Source organism: Massilia consociata, assembly GCF_042432755.1.
Classification (GTDB): domain Bacteria; phylum Pseudomonadota; class Gammaproteobacteria; order Burkholderiales; family Burkholderiaceae_D; genus Telluria; species Telluria consociata.
The window spans coordinates 66,655-88,034 of record NZ_JBHLWP010000022.1 but is presented as its reverse complement, the minus strand read 5'-3'; the positions used below and the strand labels follow the sequence as shown (position 1 = coordinate 88,034).

The 21,380-nt window shown below is 64.6% G+C and carries 21 protein-coding genes; 10 read left to right on the top strand and 11 right to left on the bottom strand.

Annotated elements, in window-relative coordinates:
* Positions 1-3: 3 nt before the first annotated feature.
* Together ACFFJK_RS20930 and mpl are read right to left on the bottom strand one after the other, a co-directional pair.
* Positions 4-603: a YqiA/YcfP family alpha/beta fold hydrolase gene (locus ACFFJK_RS20930; protein ID WP_379681609.1), complete on the bottom strand. Its 600-nt coding sequence runs from the start codon at positions 601-603 to the stop codon at positions 4-6.
* Positions 600-1,946, bottom strand: a complete 1,347-nt coding sequence (gene mpl, locus ACFFJK_RS20925; RefSeq protein WP_379681608.1) for a UDP-N-acetylmuramate:L-alanyl-gamma-D-glutamyl-meso-diaminopimelate ligase — start codon at positions 1,944-1,946, stop codon at positions 600-602. The genes ACFFJK_RS20930 and mpl overlap by 4 nt, the downstream gene beginning before the upstream one ends.
* 129 nt (positions 1,947-2,075) lie before the next feature.
* On the opposite strand from mpl, the gene ACFFJK_RS20920 reads away from it, so the two are divergent.
* The 8 genes from ACFFJK_RS20920 (at position 2,076) to ACFFJK_RS20885 (ending at position 9,554) form a co-directional block, all read left to right on the top strand.
* On the top strand, positions 2,076-2,705 hold the full coding sequence (locus ACFFJK_RS20920) for a hypothetical protein (RefSeq protein WP_379681699.1): 630 nt from the start codon (positions 2,076-2,078) through the stop codon (positions 2,703-2,705).
* A complete protein-coding gene (locus tag ACFFJK_RS20915) occupies positions 2,702-3,256 on the top strand; it encodes a TlpA family protein disulfide reductase (protein WP_379681607.1) in 555 nt (184 codons plus the stop codon). The genes ACFFJK_RS20920 and ACFFJK_RS20915 overlap by 4 nt, the downstream gene beginning before the upstream one ends.
* A 255-nt stretch (positions 3,257-3,511) precedes the next feature.
* Entirely contained in the window at positions 3,512-3,943 is a 432-nt protein-coding gene (gene aroQ, locus ACFFJK_RS20910; RefSeq protein ID WP_379681606.1) for a type II 3-dehydroquinate dehydratase, read from the top strand.
* A 96-nt stretch (positions 3,944-4,039) separates the two neighbouring features.
* On the top strand, positions 4,040-4,516 hold the full coding sequence (accB, locus tag ACFFJK_RS20905; RefSeq protein ID WP_379681605.1) for an acetyl-CoA carboxylase biotin carboxyl carrier protein: 477 nt from the start codon (positions 4,040-4,042) through the stop codon (positions 4,514-4,516).
* A gap of 206 nt (positions 4,517-4,722) precedes the next feature.
* Positions 4,723-6,138: an acetyl-CoA carboxylase biotin carboxylase subunit gene (gene accC, locus ACFFJK_RS20900; RefSeq protein ID WP_379681604.1), complete on the top strand. Its 1,416-nt coding sequence runs from the start codon at positions 4,723-4,725 to the stop codon at positions 6,136-6,138.
* A complete protein-coding gene (prmA, locus tag ACFFJK_RS20895; protein WP_379681603.1) occupies positions 6,135-7,091 on the top strand; it encodes a 50S ribosomal protein L11 methyltransferase in 957 nt (318 codons plus the stop codon). Before accC ends, prmA begins: the two co-directional genes overlap by 4 nt.
* Before the next feature lie 14 nt (positions 7,092-7,105).
* Positions 7,106-8,593, top strand: coding sequence for a DUF3426 domain-containing protein (locus ACFFJK_RS20890; protein WP_379681602.1), 1,488 nt, complete (start codon positions 7,106-7,108; stop codon positions 8,591-8,593).
* Between the two features lie 19 nt (positions 8,594-8,612).
* Positions 8,613-9,554 (top strand): carbohydrate kinase family protein, encoded by a 942-nt coding sequence (locus tag ACFFJK_RS20885; RefSeq protein ID WP_379681601.1) that lies wholly within the window; start codon positions 8,613-8,615, stop codon positions 9,552-9,554.
* Between the two features lie 85 nt (positions 9,555-9,639).
* On the opposite strand, the gene ACFFJK_RS20880 is transcribed toward ACFFJK_RS20885, so the two are convergent.
* Both ACFFJK_RS20880 and ACFFJK_RS20875 read right to left on the bottom strand, forming a co-directional pair.
* Positions 9,640-10,167 carry a YggT family protein gene (locus ACFFJK_RS20880; RefSeq protein WP_379681600.1) on the bottom strand — a complete coding sequence of 176 codons (528 nt, stop codon included), beginning with the start codon at positions 10,165-10,167 and terminating at the stop codon, positions 9,640-9,642.
* Positions 10,168-10,254: 87 nt separating this feature from the next.
* Entirely contained in the window at positions 10,255-10,560 is a 306-nt protein-coding gene (locus tag ACFFJK_RS20875) for a hypothetical protein (RefSeq protein ID WP_379681599.1), read from the bottom strand.
* A gap of 31 nt (positions 10,561-10,591) precedes the next feature.
* Between ACFFJK_RS20875 and ACFFJK_RS20870 the strand changes: the two genes are divergently transcribed.
* Positions 10,592-11,797 (top strand): hypothetical protein, encoded by a 1,206-nt coding sequence (locus ACFFJK_RS20870; protein WP_379681598.1) that lies wholly within the window; start codon positions 10,592-10,594, stop codon positions 11,795-11,797.
* 953 nt (positions 11,798-12,750) lie between these two features.
* Here ACFFJK_RS20870 and ACFFJK_RS20865 read toward each other — a convergent pair.
* Together ACFFJK_RS20865 and ACFFJK_RS20860 are read right to left on the bottom strand one after the other, a co-directional pair.
* Positions 12,751-13,539, bottom strand: coding sequence for a UCP032817 domain-containing protein (locus ACFFJK_RS20865; RefSeq protein ID WP_379681597.1), 789 nt, complete (start codon positions 13,537-13,539; stop codon positions 12,751-12,753).
* 143 nt (positions 13,540-13,682) lie between these two features.
* Complete coding sequence (locus ACFFJK_RS20860; RefSeq protein WP_379681596.1) at positions 13,683-15,398, bottom strand: PQQ-dependent sugar dehydrogenase; 1,716 nt, start codon at positions 15,396-15,398, stop codon at positions 13,683-13,685.
* 169 nt (positions 15,399-15,567) lie between these two features.
* Here ACFFJK_RS20860 and ACFFJK_RS20855 point away from each other — a divergent pair, with 169 nt between their 5' ends.
* Entirely contained in the window at positions 15,568-18,045 is a 2,478-nt protein-coding gene (locus ACFFJK_RS20855) for a hybrid sensor histidine kinase/response regulator (RefSeq protein WP_379681595.1), read from the top strand.
* Positions 18,046-18,165: 120 nt separating this feature from the next.
* Here ACFFJK_RS20855 and ACFFJK_RS20850 read toward each other — a convergent pair whose 3' ends face one another.
* The 5 genes from ACFFJK_RS20850 to ACFFJK_RS20830 form a co-directional block, all read right to left on the bottom strand.
* Positions 18,166-18,561, bottom strand: coding sequence for a hypothetical protein (locus tag ACFFJK_RS20850; RefSeq protein WP_379681594.1), 396 nt, complete (start codon positions 18,559-18,561; stop codon positions 18,166-18,168).
* Between the two features lie 118 nt (positions 18,562-18,679).
* Entirely contained in the window at positions 18,680-19,042 is a 363-nt protein-coding gene (locus tag ACFFJK_RS20845; RefSeq protein WP_379681593.1) for a hypothetical protein, read from the bottom strand.
* 11 nt (positions 19,043-19,053) lie between these two features.
* Complete coding sequence (locus tag ACFFJK_RS20840; RefSeq protein WP_379681592.1) at positions 19,054-19,575, bottom strand: hypothetical protein; 522 nt, start codon at positions 19,573-19,575, stop codon at positions 19,054-19,056.
* A 10-nt stretch (positions 19,576-19,585) separates the two neighbouring features.
* Entirely contained in the window at positions 19,586-20,077 is a 492-nt protein-coding gene (locus tag ACFFJK_RS20835; RefSeq protein WP_379681591.1) for an Hcp family type VI secretion system effector, read from the bottom strand.
* Between the two features lie 187 nt (positions 20,078-20,264).
* A complete protein-coding gene (locus ACFFJK_RS20830; protein ID WP_379681590.1) occupies positions 20,265-21,371 on the bottom strand; it encodes a ribonucleotide-diphosphate reductase subunit beta in 1,107 nt (368 codons plus the stop codon).
* Positions 21,372-21,380 lie beyond the last annotated feature (9 nt).

The window sequence follows — 21,380 nt, the reverse complement described above, 5'->3', positions numbered from 1 at the left end:
CGCTCACTGGGCCACGCCCGTCCGTCCGGCGCAGAAGGCGAGCACCTCGTCCACGTACTGCGGGAATTCCGAAATCGCATGGTCGCTGCCCTCGATCACGTGCTGCTTCGCGCCCGCGTAATGGCGCACCATGTCGCGGTAGTCGAGCACTTCGTCGCCGGTCGCAGCCAGCAGGAAGTAGCGCTCCGGCCGCGTGATGGTTTCCACGCGCAGCTCGGCCAGCTCGTCGATGTACTCGCGGCGGAACTCGAACGGCTCGCTCGAGTGCCATGCGGTGGTGACGCCGACGTGGTGTTCCAGGTTCTTCAGGGGATCGACGGACGGGTTGAGCAGCACGGCGCGCACGCCGAGGCGCTCGGCCAGCCAGGTGGCGTAGAAGCCGCCCAGGGAGGAACCGATGATCGACAGATTGTCGGGCGCGTAGCGTTCGGCCAGCAGCAGGGCCAGCGCCATCGCCTCTTTCGGCGAAGCGGGCAGTTGCGGGCAGATCAGCGTGTTCGCGCGGCCGGCGTCCGTCAGGGCTTTCTGCACCACCCGTGCCTTGAACGACTTCGGCGACGAGCGGAATCCGTGCAAATAGAGGACGTACCCGTTTGCGGTCATGGCGCCAGCGCGTCCAGCAGTTTCTGGTGCACGCCGCCGAAGCCGCCGTTGCTCATCACGAGGATGTGGTCGCCCGGCTGCGCCGCCTGCACGATGGCCTGCACCATATAGTCGAGCTGGTCGAAGCTGTGGGCGATGGCGCCCAGCGGCTTGAGCGCGTCGGCCAGCGACCAGCCCAGCGCCTGCTGGCTGCCGAAGCCGAACACCAGGTCGGCGTCCTTCAGGCTGCCCGGCAGCGCGTCCTTCATGGCGCCCAGCTTCATGGTGTTCGAGCGCGGTTCGAGCACGGCCAGGATGCGCCCTGCCGTCGATCCGACTGCGCCGATCTTCTGGCGCAGGCCGCCCACGGTGGTGGCGATCGCGGTCGGGTGGTGGGCGAAATCGTCATACACGGTAATGCCGTTCACGGTGCCGCGCACTTCCATGCGGCGCTTGACGCTCTGGAAGCGCGACAGCGCGGCGATCGCCTGCGAGGTCGGCACGCCCACGTGGCGCGCGGCGGCAATCGCGGCCATCGCATTCGAGCGGTTGTGCTTGCCGGTCAGGTCCCACTGCACGGTGCCCTGCAGGTCGCCGTTGAACAGCACGTCGAAGCTGGAGCCGCCCGGATGTTCGACCAGGCTCCAGTTCACGCCCTCGGCCGCGCCGAAGGTCTCCTTCTCGCTCCAGCAGCCGCGTTTGAGCACGCGCGCGAGCGAGGCTTCGTCACCGTTCACGACCAGGCGTCCCACGCCCGGCACGGTACGCACCAGGTGGTGGAACTGGGTCTCGATGGCGCCGATGTCCGGGAAGATGTCGGCGTGGTCGTATTCCAGGTTGTTCAGCACCGCGGTCTTGGCGTGGTAATGCACGAACTTGCTGCGCTTGTCGAAGAAAGCGGTGTCGTATTCGTCCGCCTCGATGACGAAGAATTCGGAAGGCTTGTCGCCATGCAGGCGCGCCGAGACGCCGAAGTTCATCGGCACCCCGCCGATCAGGAAGCCCGGCGCATAGCCCGCGTCTTCCAGGATCCAGGCCAGCATCGAGGTGGTGGTGGTCTTGCCGTGCGTGCCGGCAACGGCCAGCACCCATTTCTCGCGCAGGATGTGCTCGCCGATCCACTGCGGACCCGACACGTAAGGCAGGCCGCGGTTCAGGATTTCCTCGATCAGCGGATTTCCGCGCGTCATGACATTGCCAATCACATACAGGTCCGGCTCGAGCGAAACCTGCTCCGGCCCGTAACCCTGGATCAGCTCGATTCCCTGGGCTTCCAGCTGGGTGCTCATCGGGGGATAGACGTTGGCGTCGCAACCGGTGACGCGGTGGCCGGCTTCCTTGGCCAGGACCGCGAGGCCACCCATGAAGGTGCCACAAATACCAAGAATGTGAATGTGCATGGTCGAGGGAGAAATAGCAGCGCTGAAAAGTCCGAAAGCGCGATTTTACCCGACCCGCTGTCATTTTCCGTTCAAGAGTATGATTCAGCCATCATGCCGACACAAAATCTAGACGTACTCCAATTGCGCGCCGAAATCGCTGCAAACGCGGCGCGCCTGATCGCCCAGGATGGCGCCGACTACGACACCGCGCGCCGCAAGGCCGCCCGCCAGGTGCTCGGGGTAGACCGGCCGGCGCCCAACCTGATGCCCGACAATTTCCAGATCGAGGACGAGGTCCGTAAATACCAGTCCCTGTTCGGCGGCCCCGGCCAGGCCGCGCGCCTGAACGCGATGCGCGAGACCGCACTCCAGGTGATGGACCAGCTCGCCGATTTCCGCCCCTACCTCACCGGCGCCGTCCTCAACGGCACGGCGGGCGAGCACGACGACATCCACTTGCAGCTGTTTGCCGACAGCGCCAAGGAAGTCGAGATCTACCTCCTCAACCGCAACGTCAATATCGAGATCTCCGAAACGCCCCACTTCAAGGGCGGGCGGCACGAAGCGGTTGAAACGGTGAGCTTCATGTGGCATAAGGAAAGAATTCATGCCGAGTTGTATGATTTTCATGACCTGCGCGGTGCCTTGAAACCGCGCGGCGATGGCCGCCTGCAGCGGGTCGACACAGCTGGACTGCGCGCGCTGATGGCGAACGACGAGACTTTGGAACAGGACGAATGAACAAGAAACACGTAGCAGCCTATGCGGTGGTCGCCGCGATGTTCGGCATCATGGGCGCACTGGTCGCCGTCAACAAGAAAGACCCGCCTCCCATTACCACCGCGATTGCGCCGACCGGCGGCAAGCCGCACACCGCGGTCGACAACCTGTTCGGCCAGTCGCTCAACGACCTGCAGGGCACGCCGCAATCGCTGGCCAAGTGGCGTGGCAAGCCGCTGGTGGTCAATTTCTGGGCAACCTGGTGCGCGCCCTGCGTGCAGGAGATGCCGGAACTGTCGGAACTGGCGGGCAACGACGGCGGCAAGACCTTCAATGTGATCGGCATCGGCATCGATTCGCCCTCGAACATGAGCGAATTTGCGGCCAAGCTGAAGATTTCGTATCCACTCTACGTGGCCGGCATGGGCGGTACCGAGCTGTCGCGGGAATTCGGCAATAGCGCCGGCGGGCTGCCGTATACCGTCCTGATCGGCGCCGATGGGCAGGTGCGCAAGACTTACCTGGGAAAATTGAAGTTCGACGAACTGCGGGCGGACCTCGCGAAGCTGTAATTGTGTTGGCTCGTAGGGCGGTCGGCTCTGCCGACCGCGCGTTCAGCCAGCAATGGAATAGACGAACAGGCAAAATCACCGGAATTTGAACGCGCGTACGGCAAAGCCGTACACCCTACCAAAACCGGTCTAGCGAACGACCGTTCTTTTCCGAATTGCGTCGAACATGCCTTCATCAACTGGCAATTTTACTGCTTGCCAATAGCCAAGCTTGGCGGCACAATGCCTTCCTTTCGGGCGTTCAGACTCTTCAACATGGCGAAAAAGCTACTGCTGCTTAATGGCCCCAACCTCAATCTACTGGGGACCCGGGAGCCTGCGGTGTACGGCGCGACGACGCTGGCCGACATCGAACAGGCAGCAAAGGCACAGGCGCAATCGGCGGGCGCAAGCCTCGACTGCTTCCAGAGCAACCATGAAGGAGCCTTGATCGACCGTATCCATGCCGCGCGCGGCGAAGGCGTGGATGCGATCGTCATCAACCCGGGCGGCCTGACCCATACCAGCGTAGCCTTGCGCGATGCGCTTGCTGCGGTGGCAATCCCATTCGTGGAGGTGCATATTTCGAATGTGCATGCCCGCGAGTCCTTCCGGCACCACTCGCTCCTGGCAGCGATCGCGCAAGGCGTGATCTGCGGACTAGGGCCTGACGGATATCGGTTTGCCATCGACTTTGCGCTTAAATAGCGTTAATCTACGTCAACTTCATGTATCAGCGGCGACGCGGCCACCACCGACGCGACGCCCGCTCTCTAAAACGAATAAAACACCAAGGGGTTTCACATGGATCTCAGAAAACTCAAGACCTTGATCGACCTGGTCGCCGAATCGGACATCGCTGAACTTGAAGTGACCGAAGGCGAAAGCAAGGTCCGCATCGTCAAGTCGTCCGCAATCCCGCAGAATCAAATGGTGGTGATGCCGCCGCAAGGCGTGCAACAATATGCCGCGCCGGCCGTCCAGGCCGCCGCACCGGCCCCCGCCGCAGCCCCGGCCGCCGCGCCGGCCGCTGCCGCCGAGCCGACCGGCCACGTCGTCAAGTCGCCGATGGTCGGCACCTTCTACCGCTCGTCGGCCCCGGGCGCGGCGGCCTTCGTCGAAGTCGGCCAGAGCATCAAGCAGGGCGATACCCTGTGCATCATCGAAGCGATGAAGCTCCTGAACGAGATCGATGCCGACGTCGCCGGCACGGTCACCAAGATCCTCGTGGAAAACGGCCAACCGGTCGAATTCGGCCAGCCGCTGTTCGTGATCGGCTAAGATCGCTGACGTCCCCCATGGCGGCGCTGCATCGTCTCGCCATACCGGCATACTGTCTTCGACGGTGCACCGTGCCCTGGGGTGTGTTGGACGAACCAAGTCTGTCCGGCCCCGGCGGCGTCCTGCCGCCAGCCCATTCATGTCGTGTCCGGCGCGCTTTCTCACCAGACTGATGCGCCGGTTTTCACTGAAACACCGAACCTACCATGTTTGAAAAAATCCTCATCGCCAACCGTGGTGAAATCGCGCTGCGTATCCAGCGCGCGTGCCGCGAACTGGGCATCAAGACGGTTGTCGTTCACTCCGAGGCGGACAAGGACGCCAAGTACGTGAAGCTGGCGGACGAATCCGTCTGCATCGGCCCGGCCCAATCGGCGCTCAGCTACCTGAACATGCCGGCGATTATCAGCGCCGCCGAAGTGACGGACGCCGAGGCGATCCACCCGGGCTACGGCTTCCTGTCGGAGAACGCCGACTTCGCCGAACGCGTCGAGAAATCGGGCTTCGTCTTCATCGGCCCGCGTTCCGACTCGATCCGCCTGATGGGCGACAAGGTCTCGGCCAAGCAGGCGATGATCAAGGCCGGCGTGCCCTGCGTGCCGGGTTCGGACGGCGCCCTGTCGGACGACCCGAAAGAGATCATCCAGACCGCGCGCCGCATCGGCTACCCGGTCATCATCAAGGCCGCCGGCGGCGGCGGCGGCCGCGGCATGCGCGTGGTGCATACCGAAGCCGCGCTGCTGGGCGCCGTGCAGATGACCAAGACCGAAGCGGGCACCGCCTTCGGCAACCCGGAAGTCTACATGGAGAAATTCCTGGAAAATCCGCGCCACGTGGAGATCCAGGTGCTGGCCGACGAGCACAAGAACGCCGTCTGGCTGGGCGAGCGCGACTGCTCGATGCAGCGCCGCCACCAGAAAGTCATCGAAGAAGCACCGGCGCCGGGCATCCCGCGCAAGCTGATCGAGAAGATCGGCGACCGCTGTGCCGAAGCCTGCCGCAAGATCGGCTACCGCGGCGCCGGCACCTTCGAATTCCTGTACGAGAACGGCGAGTTCTACTTCATCGAGATGAACACCCGCGTGCAGGTGGAACACCCGGTCACCGAGATGATCACCGGGATCGACATCGTGCAGGAACAGATCCGCATCGCCTGCGGCGAGAAGCTGCGCTTCCGCCAGCGTGACATCATGCTGTCGGGCCACGCGATCGAGTGCCGCATCAATGCCGAAGACCCGTTCAAGTTCACCCCTTCCCCGGGCCGCATCACCGGCTGGCACCCGCCGGGCGGTCCCGGCATCCGTGTCGATTCGCACTCGTATGCGGGATATTATGTTCCACCTCATTACGACTCGATGATTGGCAAGGTAATTTCTTACGGTGCGACACGCGAGCAGGCCATTCGCCGCATGCAAATCGCGCTCTCGGAAATGGTGGTTGAAGGTATCCTCACCAATATCCCGCTGCACCGTGAGCTGATGGTCGACGCCCGCTTCATCGAGGGCGGCACCAACATCCACTACCTGGAGCACAAGCTGGCTTCCAAGCCAGACCTGCCGAAGGAAACGGGCATCGGCGCCAAATCGGAAACCAAGGTAGCGGACCTTAAGGCTGATCTATGAGCTGGACCGAAGTCGTCATCGAAGTAGCGCGTGAACACGCCGAGGCCCTGTCGGACGCCCTGATGGAAGCGGGCGCCTTGTCGGTCTCGGTCGAAGACGCCGACGAAGGCACGGACGCGGAAAAGCCGCTGTTCGGCGAACCGGGCATGGAACCCACCGAAGCGGCGTGGGACCATTCGCGCGTGGTTGCGCTCACCGACATCGACGCCGACCAGTTCGCGATCGTGCAGGAAGCCGCCAACGCCATCCAGCTGCCCGTCGTCCCCTCGTTCACCACCCGTGCGGTGGCCGACGCCGACTGGGTGCGCCTGACGCAGTCGCAGTTCGAGCCCATCCACATCGGCAAGAACATCTGGGTCGTGCCGAGCTGGCACGAAGCACCGGACCCGAATGGTCTCATCCTCGAGCTCGATCCGGGCCTGGCCTTCGGCACCGGCAGCCATCCGACCACCCGCCTGTGCATGGAATGGCTGGAAGCGCACCCGGCGCCGGGCAAGTCGGTGCTGGACTACGGCTGCGGTTCGGGCATCCTGGCGATGGTGGCCAAGAAGCTCGGGGCGCAAGACGTCGCCGGCGTCGACATCGACCCGCAGGCGATCGAATCGGCACGCAGCAACGCCGAGCGCAACAATGTCAGCATCGACTACTACCTGCCGGACGCCTTTGCCGTTGCGCCGAACGAGCGCCACGCCAAGGGCCAGTTCGACATCGTCGTGGCCAACATCCTGTCGAGCCCATTGAAGCTGATGGCGCCGATGCTGTCCGGCCGCGTGGCGCCGGGCGGTAGCCTGATCCTCTCGGGCGTGCTCGCGCGCCAGGCCGAGGAAGTGGCCGCCGCCTACGCACCTTTCATCAAGCTGGGCGTCTGGGCCGAGCAGGACGGCTGGGTCGCCCTTCACGGGACGCTCGGCCAGGACACCGCACCCGCGCCGCGCTCCGCCACCAACGGCTAAGGGACAACCCAGGCATGGCGCTCGCCACCCAATGCCCCCACTGCGGCACGCTGTTCCGCGTCGCCGCGGACCAGCTCAAGCTGCGTGGGGGCATCGTGCGTTGCGGCTCCTGCCAGCAAATCTTCGACGGTAACGCGGCGCTGGTCGACCTGGCCGCCGCATCTGCTTCACCTCCTGCTTCACCTTCCGCTTCGCCTTCTGCGCTGTCGTCCGCCACGCCGCCCTCTGCTTCCGCTGCTTCCGCTGCTCCCGCAGCGTCTGCACCGGCCCCGGCGCCCGATGTGCAGGATACGTCCCGGGCGCCTGCCGCTGCCGCCGACGTGGAGCAGATGGACGAGGAACCGATCTATACCCTCGAATTCGACCGCACCTTTTCCCCACTAGGAATCATCCCGAAGCTGGCCGGCGGCGTCGATGACGCACCCGCCGGCCCCGCGCGCGCGGACGACATGCCCGTGAAGGCACGAAGCGGACCCGAGCCTGATCTGGTCCCGGAGTCCGAACCGGCGCCTGAACCGGTGCCGGAACCGGAGCCGCTACCGCAACCCGAACCCGAGCCCCTGCCCGAGCCGGAACCACTGCCTGAGCCTGAGCCCCTACCGGAACCGGAGCCGGTACCCGCCCCTGCGCCGATCGCCGCGGGGGAGCCGGCACGCAGGGCGGTGAATGCGCCCTCCCCCTCTTTATCCGACCTGCCGGTGGACGAAGCGCTGGTCGCGGCGCGGCCCCCCGACGACGGGCATGCGTACGGCGAACCCGCGCCCGCCCCGGCGGCGCGCACCCGGGCGGCGGCCGCATCCGTCCCGCCGTTGCTGCTGCGCGAATCCGGCCCCGCCACCGTGACGATGCCGGCGCCGCCGAGCGCGCCGCCGGTGGCGCCCAAGACACCGCGCACACGCGCTGCGGAGGCGCGCGCCGCGCGCCGCTCCAAGCTCACGCCGACCAGGATCGAGCCGCCCAAGCTGCGCGTGCCCGAATCCGACGAGCCGGAATTCGTCCGGCGCGGTCGCCAGCGCGAACGCTCGGGCAAGGCCGTGCGCATCGCCATGGTCCTGGGCAGCCTGCTGCTGCTGCTCGTCCTGGCCGCGCAGATCGTTTATACGTTCCGCAACACACTGGCGGCACGCAATCCGCACATGAAGCCGGCGCTGGTCACCGTGTGCGCGGTGCTCGGCTGCCGCGTCGAACTGCCGACCCAGATCGAGCAGCTGGTCATCGAGACCGGCGAACTGGCCAATTTAGGCGGCAACGCCTACACCTTCACCACGCTGCTGCGCAACCAGGGCGACTCGGTGCAGGCCTGGCCGAGCCTGGAGCTGACCCTGTCCGATCCGGACGACAAGCCGCTGGTGCGGCGCGTCTTCGGCCCGCGCGACTACTTGCCGGCCGGCCCGCTGCTGCAGGCAGGCATTGCCGCGCGCGCCGAACAACCGATCAAACTGCATTTCCGCGTCGAGGAGCCGTCGCCGTCCGGCTACCATATCGCGGTCTTTTATCCCTAATCTCCCTGAGGCTTCCTCCATGACCAAGACCGCCCTGATCTGCGGATCGATCGCATTCGACAAGATCATGCAATACCACGGCCGTTTCGCCGACACCCTGCTGGCCGACCAGCTGCACCGCGTGAACGTCTCCTTCCTGGTGCCGACCATGCGCCTCGAGTACGGCGGCTGCTCGGTGAACATCGCCTACAACCTCAAGCTGCTGGGCGGCGAACCGCTGGTGATGGGCACGATCGGCCAGGACGGCGGCGACTACCTCGAGCGCATGGCGAAACAGGGCATCTCCACCCGCGCCATCCGCACGATTGCCGATGCCTACACCGCGCAGTGCTTCGTCACCGCGGACCAGGACAACAACCAGATCAACGCCTTCCACCCGGGCGCGATGCAGTACTCGCACGAGAACAACGTGGGCGACCAGGGCGAGCTGCGGGTGGCGATCATCTCGCCGGACGGCCGCGACGGCATGATCAAGCATGCCGCCGACTGCGCCGAACTGAAGATTCCGTTCATGTTCGATCCGGGCCAGCAGCTGCCGATGTTCTCGGGCGAGGAGCTGGTCCGTTTCATCGACCAGGCAAGCTACCTGGCTTGCAACGATTATGAATTCGAAGTGGTGATGGACCGCACCGGCCTGAGCCAGGCGGACATCGCCTCGCGCCTGGAGGCGCTGGTCGTGACGCGCGGCGGCGAAGGTTCGGACATCTACGCCGGCGGCGAGCACTATTGCATTCCGGCGGTGCAGGCGGAGAACATTGTCGATCCGACCGGCTGCGGCGACGCCTACCGCGCCGGCCTGCTGTTCGGGATCACCAACGGATACGACTGGCCGACCACCGGCCGTATTGCCAGCATCCTCGGCGCCATCAAGATCGGCAGCATCGGTGGACAGAACCACACGTTCACGCCGGAAGAGGTCGAGCAGAAGTTCGAGGCGGCGTTTGGATACCGCTTTCGTTAATCGCGCACGTTAATACGACAGATAAAAAATGGGTCCCGAGCGGGACCCATTTTACTTTGCACGCCATAAAAACGCGCTTGTATCCTCAACCGAAAAACACCTGTCTCAACACGAACTGGATAATCTGGATCAGCACCAGCGCCACCAGCACCGATAAATCGATCCCGCCAATCGGCGGCACCACGCGCCGGATCGGCCGCAGGATCGGCGTGTTCAGCGCATGGACGAAAGGCGCAAGCGGCGCATGGGGATTGACCCAGCTGAAGATCGCATCGATGATCAAGAGCGCCATGAAGCCGTACAGGATCCAGTTCAGGAAGCGGAACAGCGCCCCGAGCAGCACCGTTGCCCCATCTGCACCGCCGAGCAGCATCAGTGAACTGGCCAGCAGCACCACCAGGAAAGCGCCAATCAGGCTCGCCCAATCGTAGCCTCCCATGCCCGGCACCAGGCGCCGCAGCGGCAGCACCAGCCAGTCGGTCAGGGTGAAGGTGAACTGCCCGATCTGCTGGGGCGGACGCACACGCGTGGCCTGCATCCAGAAGCGCAGCAGGAGCAGCGCTCCGAGCAAGGCAGCAGCGGTATCGACGATAAACTGGAGAATTGACAGCACGTAGGCTCCTCAAAAAAAAACCGCCGTGTGAACGATCACACAGCGGTATTTTGCCTGATCCAGGCAAGACTCGCTATCGAGCCGGAATCACGGACGGCTGCTGGTCGGGAACGGCCATGCGGCAGCCGGCGACAGCGTGGTCTTTGCCGCAGGAGCCGGCGCTGCCGGCGCAGCTGCCGACGCGTCCTTCGATTCCTTCGACTGCTCGGCCGGCGCTGCTGCCTGCTTGGCAGCAGGCTTCTTGGCTACGGCCTTCTTGGCGGCAGGCTTGGCTTCGGCCTTGGTGTCGGCTTTCGCGTCGGCCTTCGCTTCCGGCTTGGCTTCTGCCTTGGCTTCCGCCTTCACTTCCGGCTTGGCTTCTGCCTTGGCTTCCGGCTTGGCTTCCGCCTTCACTTCCGGCTTGGCCTCTGCCTTCGCGGCCGGCTTGGCAGCGGTTTTGGTAGCGGTGGCCTTGGCCGGAGCGGCGGTTTTGGTAGCGGCGGCTTTGGCCGGAGCAGCGGCTTTGGTAGCGGCGGCCTTGGCCGGAGCAGCGGCTTTGGTAGCGGCGGCCTTGGCTGGAGCAGCTTTGGTAGCGGCGGCTTTCGCCGGAGCAGCGGCTTTTTTGGCAGCAGGCGCAGCGGCTTTTTTGGCGGCAGGCGCAGCAGCTTTGCTTGCAGCAGCGTTTTTAGCGGCAGGCTTTGCGGCCGTGGTTTTAGTTGCCGCGGTTTTGGTTGCGGTCGCTTTCTTTGCTGCCGGCTTGGCGGCGGCTTTGCTTGCTACCGGTTTTGCGGCGGATTTTTTGGCTGCCGGCTTGGCTGCCGGCTTGGCTGCCGATTTAGCTGCCGATTTGGCCGCCGGTTTTACGGCGGCCGTTTTAGCGGCAGGTTTGGCAGCAGCTTTCTTTGCTGCCGGTTTTGCTGCGGGCTTGGCTGCCGATTTAGCTGCCGATTTAGCTGCCGGCTTGGCTGCAGCTTTCTTCGCTGCAGGTTTAGCTGCCGGCTTGGCGGCGGCTTTCTTGGCTGCCGGCTTTGCTGCGGGCTTTGCCGCCGATTTGGCGACCGGCTTAGCAGTTGCTTTTGCGGCAGCTTTCTTTGCGGCCGGTTTGGCAGCCGGCTTGGCGGCGGCTTTCTTTGCTGCCGGTTTGGCGGCCGGTTTCGCCGCAGATTTCGCTGCCGGCTTGGCGGCGGCTTTCTTTGCTGCAGGTTTTGCAGCCGATTTCGCTGCAGGCTTTGCAGCCGATTTCGCTGCAGGCTTTGCAGCCGATTTCGCTGCAGGCTTTGCTGCCGATTTTGCTGCAGGCTTTGCTGCCGATTTTGCTGCCGGTTTTGCAGCCGCTTTCTTTGCTGCTGGCTTGGCCGCTGACTTGGTAGCGGTGGTCTTGGTTGCGGCAGCTTTCTTTGCTGCAGGCTTGGCTGCTGCCTTCGCTGCAGGCTTGGCTGCTGCCTTCGCTGCCGGCTTGGCGGCTGCCTTGGTCGCGGTGGCCTTGGTTGCGGCCGTCTTGGTCGCGGCGGCCTTGGTTGCCGGTTTCTCGGCGGCGGCCTTTGCTGCCGGCTTGGCGGCCTTCGTCACGGACGAAGGCGCGCTTTTTGCTGCTGCCTTTGCTGCTGGTTTCTTAGCGGTTGCCATTCTAGTTCTCCTTCATCTGCGATGAAATACGCTCAAGTTTGAAATCCGTCCGGCCATGATTGGCGGGCGGATTATTCATCGGCCTAAACGGGATCGGTTATGGCCAATGAATCCGGCACCGGCTGAACTGCTGCAACTCCTCACAATTGCAGCGCTTCAGCCAACGTCGACAGGCAACCGACTCAACGTGATTTCACATCGCTACCCTCGCGGGCGCGAAAAGAAAAAGCCGCCTTGCCTGAACACGGTCAGGCAGTGCGGCTTGTTCTTTTCGCTTCGCTTACGTGCATTGATTGAATCAGTGTCCTATTATTCGATCGATTGCTGCCCGGATGGACGCGACAATATCACATGTTCACGTTTTGACAAATTCAAACACGTAAAGTACACGAAAACTTTGTGAGGGCGCAACCCGAGCGCCATGAACCAAATCGTCTTTTCGCACTCCTTGCCTGCGCTTGCGCATTCTCTCCCATTCACCTAATCGGCCACATCGCATGCGGTTCCGGCGGCCGGCAGGTATTTGCGATTTCGATGCCTGAATCCCCTGTTCCAGGCGCCAGATAGTTACAGCAGATATTACGGCCTTTCAGAAACCCGCTTCCTGCCAAAGCAGCGCCGCGAGGGGACGGCGCACGATCCCGTAGGGCCACCGGTACCAACCCGCCGAGAGTTTGGCCGGTATGCCTGGCTACTGTCCGGCTGTTTGATCGCACCGTTCGGCACATGGCGCACGCGTGCATGACCGGGGCGAGCGGGCTGACCGAGTGTGAAGGAGCCGGCAGGTTGGCGGCCGTGATGACGACAGAGGTATTTGCGATCAGCACGCCATCGCTGGCGTTCACCGTGACCGCATGGCTGCCCACGCTGCCGGCGGGTGGCACAGGCCATGTCCTGGCCTGTGCCGGGTGGCGGATGGTAGACGGTGGAAGAATGACGTGGAGCGCGGCGGCACCCGCCGCCTTGCCTGCGGGCCGGTCAGCTGCCGCAACCGCCTCCGCCGCAACCGCCGCCACAGGCACTGCCGCCGCTGCAGGGGGCCGCGCCGTCGCCTCCCCCGGCGTCGCCGTCGGCAGTATCCGGCGCCCCGTTGCCGGCGCCCGCAAGACGCAGATCGCCCCGCCCCCCGAGGCGGATGCCCTCGTCGTATTCGGCCTTGCTGACCAGGCCGGCCTGCAACAGCCCACGTGGTGTCATGTTGTCCGGGAAGGACACATGGTCGTCGGAATTGCCGAATTCGTCCAGGACCGACCAGGCGACAAGGGAACCGATGATCCGGTAACCGAAGCCGCGCGGCATGCCCAGTTGGCCATCGAGCAGGAACAGCCGCGGCAGGTTCGGTCCGGCCACCGGTTTCGATGCGCGGCGGCGCGCCTGCACCAGGCAGACCGACAGCGCCATGCGCATATGGCCGCGCATGTGGGTTTTCTCGACATGCGGGATGGACCGGCCGAAATGGCGGATGCAGAAGCGTTCGAGGTTGGGCGCATCCATGCGCATCCACGCGTGCCATACCGAATCGGCCGCGCGCGAAGGCAGCCCGCAAGGCTGGCGGCCGGCAGCCGACACGCAGTCGAAGAACATCATCAAGCCCTCGACCGACTGGGCAAAGAAGGATGCGTCGCGGGGAATACCGGGAAACTCGCCCTGCGAGACCTCGGCCCAGTACCGGAACAGCGTCGGCGGCACGTCTTCCAGCACGGCGGCATAGTTTGACTGGCTGAACTCCCACTCCACCGTGCGCGCCATCGCATCCCTGACATTCATCGCCGCTCCCCGTCGTCAATCGTCCGCTTACGTTAGTGCACAAGGCCCCCTCGAATGATGACTCGGGTCAAGCACCAACCCTTGCCCCGGGCAAGAAAAAACCCGCCATGCGGCGGGTCCTGCGTGGCAGCGCCAGGGATGCGTCAGCGCTGTGGCGCGATGCGCCACAGCACGCCGCCGGCGTCGTCCACCACCAGCAGCGCGCCGTCCTGCGCCACCTCCACGGCGGCCGGGCGGCCCCAGACGTCGCGGTCGCTCAGCACCATGCCCGACATGAAGTCCTGGTACTGCCCGGTCGGCACGCCGTCCTTCATGAACACGCGCACCACCTTGTAGCCGGTGCGCACGCCGCGGTTCCAGGAGCCGTGCAGCGCCACGAACACCTCCCCTTCGTACTCCTTCGGGAAGGCGTTGCGCGCACCCTTCGGCGCGTGGTACACGGCCATGCCGAGCGGCGCCGAATGCGACTGGATCAGCACGTCCGGCACGATGGACTTGCCCTTCAGGTCGGGGCGCTGGCCCTTCAGGCGCGGGTCTTCATGGTCGCCGATGTAGTACCACGGCCAGCCGTAGAAGCCGCCCTGTTTTACACGCGTCAGGTAGTCCGGCGGCAGGTTGTCGCCCAGCGCGTCGCGCTCGTTCACCGTGCACATCACGTCGCCCGTACCCGGATAGACCAGCATGCCGACGCAGTTGCGCAGGCCGGTGGCATAGGTGCGGCGCTTGCCGCCGTCCGGGTCGAAGGCCATGACCGTGGCGCGGTCGGTCTCCACGCCCCAGGCGGCGCCGACGCCATGCCTGGCTTCCCATTGCGCCAGCGGCTCGGGCGGCTTGGGGCCGATCTCGGTGGCGACGTTGGTGGCCGAGCCGATCGACAGCAGCATGGTCTTGTCGTCGTTCGAAAACGCCAGCGTGCGGGTGGTGTGGCCGCCGCTGGTGTCGGACAGGTGCGCCACCACGGTTTCAGGCGCGCTGCGCGCCTTCAGGTCGCCGTTGCGGTAAGGGATGCGCACGACCGAATTGACGTTGGCGACGTACAGGTACTGCGGGTTCGCGCCGGATGGCCAGAAGGCCATGCCGTAGGGACGGCTCAAGCCGGTGGCGAACACCTCGGCGGTGTCGGCCCTGTCGCCGTTCTTCGAGCGCAGCACCTTGATCTCGCCCTTCGCCGTGGCGGCCAGGAAGACGTCGCCGTTCGGCGCGCGCAGCGCCACGCGCGGCTTGTCGGCATCCGTGGCATACACGTTCACGGTGAAGCCTTGCGGGACGACCGGCATGGAACCGTTCGGACGGGCCTCGACGCGCGGGCCGTTGCCGGCGCTGCTCGTGGCGAACGGCGGCGGCATGTCGGTCACCTTGATGTGGTGGATCTTGCCGGGCTGGTTGTCTTCCCAGCTGCCGCTGCGGTCGAGGCTTGCCGCTGCCGCTGCAGTTGCCGCCCCTGCCGCCGGGCCTGCCGCGGCCGCGGCGCCCTGCAGGCTGGCGAGGTAGTCGATCAGCGCCGCGCGCGCCTTCTTGTCCGAGATACCGACCGGCATCGTGGTGCCCGGCACGTTCTTCGCGGGGTCGGCCAGGAACAGGTCCAGTTCCTCGCGGGTCCAGGTCTTGCCGGCGGCGCCGGCCTTGTTCAGGGCCTGCGAATAGTTATAGCCGGGGACGGCGGCCGCCTTGCGGCCGAGGACGCGGTACAGGCCGGGGCCGGCCAGCGGCGACAGGTTCGGATCGGCGCTGTGGCAGCTGGCGCAGTTGTTCTGGAAAACGGTGCGGCCGGCGGCCGGCTGCGCCGCAGCGTGGGAAACGGACAGTGCGGCGAGGCCGGCGAGCAGCGCGGCATGCAACGACAGGGACTTGGCTTGCAAGGGATTCTCCTGGTGAAGCGGATGGATGACAATCCGCCATGATAGGCGAACTCGGCAGTATGTGTTACCCGTGCATGCCAATCCGGCGCAGGCGTGCATGCGGCCTAGATATAATCGGGAAAACCTGGCCCGCTGGCACAAGGCGCCGGACATGACCGAATCCATACGCATGCAAACACACATACCGCCACATGGGGCGGACCAGGAAACCTCGCTGCTCGACGAGCTCGATCGCTACCGCTTCATCACCAGGCTCGACGACGCGATCCGGCTGCTCATCGATCCCGAGCAGATCGCCAGCACGGCCGCGCGCCTGCTCGGCCAGCATCTCGGCGTGGACCGCTGCGCCTACGCGTATGTGAGCGAGGAACTCGGCAGCTTTACGCTGACCGGCAACTATACCAACGGCGTTCCCAGCATCGTCGGCCGCTATGCGCTGGACGCCTTCGGCGCCGAATTCACGCGGCTGAACCGGCTCGGCCTGCCCTACGTCGTGGAGGACGCCGAATCCGACGAGCGCGTCCGGGACGTGCTGCAGGCCTACCGCGACACGGGACTGCGGGCCGTCATCTCCGTTCCCGTCATCAAGGGCGACAAATGGGTGGCCGGCATGGCGCTGCACCAGGCCACGCCGCGGCAGTGGCAGGAAGTTGAAATCAGGCTGCTGGCGGCGGTGGCGAACCGGTGCTGGGAATCGATCGAGCGCAGCCGCATCGCGATCGAACTGCGCGAGGCCGAGGAGCGGATCCGCGCCAACCACGACTACCTGCGCCTGTTGATCAACTGCGCGGATGAAGGCTTCTATTCGGTCGACCGCGATGGCGTCACCATCATGTGCAACACCGCCTTCCTGACCATGCTCGGGTTCCAGAGCGAAGAAGAAGCGGTCGGCCGCAAGCTCCACGGCATCATCCACCACGCGCACCCCGACGGATCGCACTACTGCGTCGAGGACTGCCCGATCTACCGCGCGGCCCAGTACGGCGAACCGGCGCTGGTGGAGGACGAGGTGTTCTTCCGGCTGGACGGCTCCGCCTTCCCGGTCGAATACCGCGCACGGCCGGTCTGGCAGGACGGCCAGCTGCAGGGCGCCGTGTGCACCTTCGTCGACCTGACCGCGCGCCGGCGCACCGAGACCGCGCTGCGCAGGAGCGAAGCCCACCTGCAGTCGCTGTTCGGCCAGACCGCGGCCGGCATCTGCGAGACGGACCTGACCGGCCGGATCCTGCAGATCAACGACCGCTATTGCCAGATCGTCGGACGCACGCGCGAAGAACTGCTCGCGACGCGCATGCATGACATTACCCATCCGGACGACCTGGTCCCGAATGCGCCGCTGTTCCAACGGACCATCGCCACCGGCGAGCCCTTCGAGATCGAAAAGCGCTATGTGCGCCCGGACGGCAGCGTCGTCTGGGTCAACAACACGGTGAGCCTGATCCGCGTCGCCGGCGAACACGCGGGCGGCAGCATCCTCGCGGTGTGCATCGACATCACCAAGCGCAAGCGCGCCGAGGAAGCCCTGCGCGAAGCCGACCGCCGCAAGGACGAGTTCCTGGCGATGCTGGCGCATGAACTGCGTAACCCGATGGCGCCGATCCGCGCCGCCGCCGACCTGCTGGAGACGGCCAACCTGAATCCCACCATGCTCAAGCGCACCAGCCAGGTCATCTCGCGCCAGGTGCGGCACATGACGGGATTGGTGGACGACCTGCTGGACGTGTCGCGGGTCACGCGCGGCCTGGTGGAACTGGATCAGACCCGGCTCGACATCAAGCAGGTGGTCACCGACGCCATCGAGCAGTCGCGCCCCCTGCTGGAGGCCAAGCGCCACCGCCTGGTGCTGGAACTGGCCCCGGAACCGACCCAGGTGCTGGGCGACCACAAGCGACTGGTGCAGGTCCTGACGAACCTGCTCAACAACGCAGCCAAGTACACCCCCGCCGGCGGACGCATCCACATGGCCATGACGGCCACCGACGGCCAGGTGCTGCTGGAAGTGGCCGACAACGGTATCGGCATCGCGCCAGAACTGCAGGAGCACATCTTCGACCTGTTCACCCAGGCCAAGCGCAGCCCCGACCGCTCGCAGGGCGGCCTGGGCATCGGCCTGGCCCTGGTGCGGAGCCTGGTGGAACTGCACGGCGGCAACGTCGCCTGCCATAGCGAGGGGCCAGGCAACGGCAGCCGGTTCGTCGTGACCCTGCCGCGCGCCGCCGGGCAGACGCCCGCGGCGCCGCCCCGGGAGGACGCGCCGCCAGCACCGGCGCCGCGGGCGGGACGGCGCATATTGGTAGTGGACGACAACGCCGACGCGGCCCAGATGCTGGGCATGGTCCTGGAAACGGCGGGGCACGAAGTCATGATCGAGGACAGCCCGGTGCGCGCGCTCGAACGCGCGCGCGATGCACGGCCCGAGGTCTGCATCCTCGATATCGGCCTGCCCGAAATGGACGGGAACGAACTGGCGCGCCGGCTGCGGGCGCAGGCGGCGACGGCCAACGCGCTCTTGGTCGCCCTCACGGGCTACGGGCAGGAACAGGACCGGCAACGTGCCATCGCGGCGGGCTTCGACCACCATTTCGTCAAGCCGGTGACGGCGCCGGCGCTGCTGGCCCTGATTGCGGGGATGCGGGGCCTGGCTTGAGGCCATTCCCCAGGCTGACAGCCGGCGACTGCTGGCAAATCGTAACAAGAGCCAGCAACATCAGTGTGCGCCTAGTTAGCCTACCAAGGCTACGTGAAAATGGTCATCATGCTTCTTGACCTAACAGATCGACCCGTAGGTGCTCTTCCCGGTCGGTACGTCGAGGCCGAAATAACACGAATACCCGGAGTACGTGCTGCGCTTCTCCCAGATACAGGAAAGATGGCCCCTGAGGCGCGTCCGGTGGTCCGGGCCGGCCCCGCAGGCGTCCTTCCTGTCTGGCCCTATCTGGTCGAAAAGCTCCTTTGCAAGAGGACCGGTAAACATCAGCGACACTTTCCGGTCTTTCGCCGTCGGCGGCACGGAATCGCCCAGGCTGCCGCCGTACATGTAGTAGTCGCCCTTGAGCGGCGTGGCAAGATACCGCGCCCCCGGGTCCTTCGGAGGCTGCGAGTCGGCCGCACTGGCTGAAGGGAGCACCAATGCGGCGGCGAGACATATCAGGCATGCGTTCATCGTCCCTCCCATAGTCCAACGTGCAGGTGGTCGTCGTGCAAAGGCCAGCGCTTCACGCGCGGACCGCCTGGCCGACCATCCCGCTGTTTGACTTGCCTCAGCTGCCCGAAAAAAAGGACTAACAGGTCGAACCGTTGGTGCTCTTGCCGGTAGTTACGTCTAGTCCAAGATAGCAAGAATATCCCTCTTTCTTGGTGTAGGTGCAGGACAGGTCGCCTCTGTTCCGCTCGCGGTAATCCGCAGCACCGCTACAAGCGTCCTTTGCGTCTGGTCCGATCTGGTCGAATAGGCCCTTCGCGAGCGACCCCTTGAACATGAACGCCACCTTCTGGTCCTTCTTCGTTGGTGGCACCATGTCGCCCAGGTTCCCGCCGTACACCTGGTAGTCACCTTTCAGCGGTTTCGGACGACCGTCCCAAGCTTCCGGCTGGTCGGCGGCCTGGGCCAGCGAGTACAGAGCAAGGGCCGCGACAATGAACACTCGGCGCGCGCTCATAATGCGAACCTCGGCTTGAGCTCGACGTGGAAGTGATCGTCATGGTTAATGACGGTCTTCACACGTGCTGGACCCAGCGCTTTTTGCACCACTTCGTCATTGAAAAAGACGATCCTCGTCCACGGGTGATTTAGGAACAGACCAATCAGCTTGATCGTGGCCTCCTGGTCGTACACCTTCTCCCTGTAGTTGCAGCGCGCGCCCTGGCCCGTCACATAGTCTTTGCGCACCGGGCGGCAGTCCATCTCGATACCCAGCTGGTGCGTTTTGTGTTTGTCGTACGGTTCGCCACCGTCGATGCTGATGTTCCCGATCCCGAACTTCCTGTCACACATGGTTTGCCACTCTCGCTCAATCTGGAAAATGAAGCTGAGCATGTTGGGATGAGCGTACTGTGCCAGGTGGCCCGTACCGGGCACGCCACCCTTGTTGCCATACACGTAGTAGCCCGCGCCCTCGGGCGCTTGGGGCAGCATGAAGTAGCCGCGCTGGTCCTTCGGTTGTATTGGAATGGCCATGGCTTAGCCCTCATGCGCAGCGCTTGTTGCCGGCCAGATCCCAGCCGCCGGTGGTACTGCCGCAGGTGCCGCCGCCGATCTTCTGCTGCGTGTACGACCACTTCACCTTGGAGAAGCACAGGCCGATTTCGTCCTGGACCAGGCCGCCGCCGGACATCGCCTGGTCCATATGGGACACCATCACGTTCTCCAGTTCGACCTGGTAGTACTTGACCGGTTTACCGTCGCCATCGGCGCGCATGAATTCGATCTTGGCCCTCGGGATCGTCTTGCCCATCGAGCAGTGCTGCATCAGCAGCGGCGAGGCGATGTCGGCGAGCTTGGAAAGCGACAGGGTGCGGTGTTCGCAGTGACCGGACGTGTGGCCGCTGCTGGACTTGTTGGCGACCGTGGGCTGGGTCACGCCCCAGTGAACCGAGGTCAGCTCGATCCAGCCCTGGTGGCCGGCGTCGGCCGACTCGCCCTTGATGCCCTCGATTTGCAGGTATGCGTCGGATGCCATTGGCGTTCTCCACGATGATGGATTGAACGACCATTCTGGCTCCGGACGGACCGGGATAGATTGGCGGTGCGCAAGATGCCCAGACTTTCTGGCGTGCAGCCTGCTTTGGGCTAGTTGTTCGACATTAAAATAGAAATGCCCGCGAAATAGCGGGCATTCTTACATCCAAGCTCGATTAAACCGGCTATTAATCCCAGCTCAGCGCACCACCAGTCTGATACTCGGTCACGCGCGTCTCGAAGAAGTTACGCTCCTTCTTCAGGTCGATCATCTCGCTCATCCACGGGAACGGGTTCTCTTCGTTCGGGAACAGCGGGTCCAGGCCGATCTGCACGGCACGGCGGTTGGCGATGAAGCGCAGGTAGCCCTTGAACATCGGGGCGTTCAGGCCCAGCACGCCGCGCGGCATGGTGTCTTCGGCGTAGCGGTATTCGAGGTCGACGGCCTGCAGGAACAGGGTCTTCAGCTCTTCGCGGAAGGCCGGGGTCCACAGCTGCGGGTTTTCCATCTTGATCGTGTTGATCAGGTCGATGCCGAAGTTCACGTGCATCGACTCGTCGCGCAGGATGTACTGGTACTGCTCGGCGGCGCCGGTCATCTTGTTCTGGCGGCCCAGCGCCAGGATCTGGGTGAAGCCGACGTAGAAGAACAGGCCTTCCATCAGGCAGGCGAACACGATGATCGACTTCAGCAGCTGCTGGTCGGTTTCCAGGGTGCCGGTCTTGAACTCAGGGTCGGTCAGGACGTTGATGAACGGGATCAGGAACTGGTCCTTGTCGTGGATCGACGCGATCTCGTTGTAGGCGTTGAAGATTTCCTTCTCGTCTAGGCCGAGCGACTCGACGATGTACTGGTAGGCGTGGGTGTGGATCGCCTCTTCGAAAGCTTGGCGCAGCAGGTACTGGCGGCATTCCGGCGCGGTGATGTGGCGGTAGGTGCCCAGCACGATGTTGTTGGCGGCCAGCGAGTCGGCGGTAACGAAGAAGCCGAGGTTGCGCTTGACGATGCGGCGCTCGTCTTCGGTCAGGCCGTTCGGGCTCTTCCACAGCTCGATGTCGCGCTGCATGTTCACTTCCTGCGGCATCCAGTGGTTGGCGCAGCCGGCCAGGTACTTGTCCCATGCCCACTTGTACTTGAACGGCACCAGTTGGTTCACGTCGGTCTGGCCGTTGATGATGCGCTTGTCGTCGGCGTTGACGCGCTTGGCGACTTCGGCGGCGGGTGCGGCTTCGCCGGCGGCTTGCGGTGCGCGGGGGGCTGGTGCGGTGCTTGGTTCGTCGTCCCAGGAGAGCATGGTGTGTTC

Bases quoted from the DNA above. Each gene is read 5' to 3' on its own strand.
- ACFFJK_RS20850 (WP_379681594.1), bottom strand. From the start codon at position 18,561: ATGAACGCATGCCTGATATGTCTCGCCGCCGCATTGGTGCTCCCTTCA.
- prmA (WP_379681603.1), top strand. From the start codon at position 6,135: ATGAGCTGGACCGAAGTCGTCATCGAAGTAGCGCGTGAACACGCCGAG.
- ACFFJK_RS20865 (WP_379681597.1), bottom strand. From the start codon at position 13,539: ATGAATGTCAGGGATGCGATGGCGCGCACGGTGGAGTGGGAGTTCAGC.
- ACFFJK_RS20885 (WP_379681601.1), top strand. From the start codon at position 8,613: ATGACCAAGACCGCCCTGATCTGCGGATCGATCGCATTCGACAAGATC.
- ACFFJK_RS20840 (WP_379681592.1), bottom strand. From the start codon at position 19,575: ATGGCCATTCCAATACAACCGAAGGACCAGCGCGGCTACTTCATGCTG.
- ACFFJK_RS20835 (WP_379681591.1), bottom strand. From the start codon at position 20,077: ATGGCATCCGACGCATACCTGCAAATCGAGGGCATCAAGGGCGAGTCG.
- accC (WP_379681604.1), top strand. From the start codon at position 4,723: ATGTTTGAAAAAATCCTCATCGCCAACCGTGGTGAAATCGCGCTGCGT.
- ACFFJK_RS20930 (WP_379681609.1), bottom strand. From the start codon at position 603: ATGACCGCAAACGGGTACGTCCTCTATTTGCACGGATTCCGCTCGTCG.
- mpl (WP_379681608.1), bottom strand. From the start codon at position 1,946: ATGGGTGGCCTCGCGGTCCTGGCCAAGGAAGCCGGCCACCGCGTCACC.
- aroQ (WP_379681606.1), top strand. From the start codon at position 3,512: ATGGCGAAAAAGCTACTGCTGCTTAATGGCCCCAACCTCAATCTACTG.
- ACFFJK_RS20855 (WP_379681595.1), top strand. From the start codon at position 15,568: ATGCAAACACACATACCGCCACATGGGGCGGACCAGGAAACCTCGCTG.
- ACFFJK_RS20915 (WP_379681607.1), top strand. From the start codon at position 2,702: ATGAACAAGAAACACGTAGCAGCCTATGCGGTGGTCGCCGCGATGTTC.
- ACFFJK_RS20830 (WP_379681590.1), bottom strand. From the start codon at position 21,371: ATGCTCTCCTGGGACGACGAACCAAGCACCGCACCAGCCCCCCGCGCA.
- ACFFJK_RS20890 (WP_379681602.1), top strand. From the start codon at position 7,106: ATGGCGCTCGCCACCCAATGCCCCCACTGCGGCACGCTGTTCCGCGTC.
- ACFFJK_RS20920 (WP_379681699.1), top strand. From the start codon at position 2,076: ATGCCGACACAAAATCTAGACGTACTCCAATTGCGCGCCGAAATCGCT.
- accB (WP_379681605.1), top strand. From the start codon at position 4,040: ATGGATCTCAGAAAACTCAAGACCTTGATCGACCTGGTCGCCGAATCG.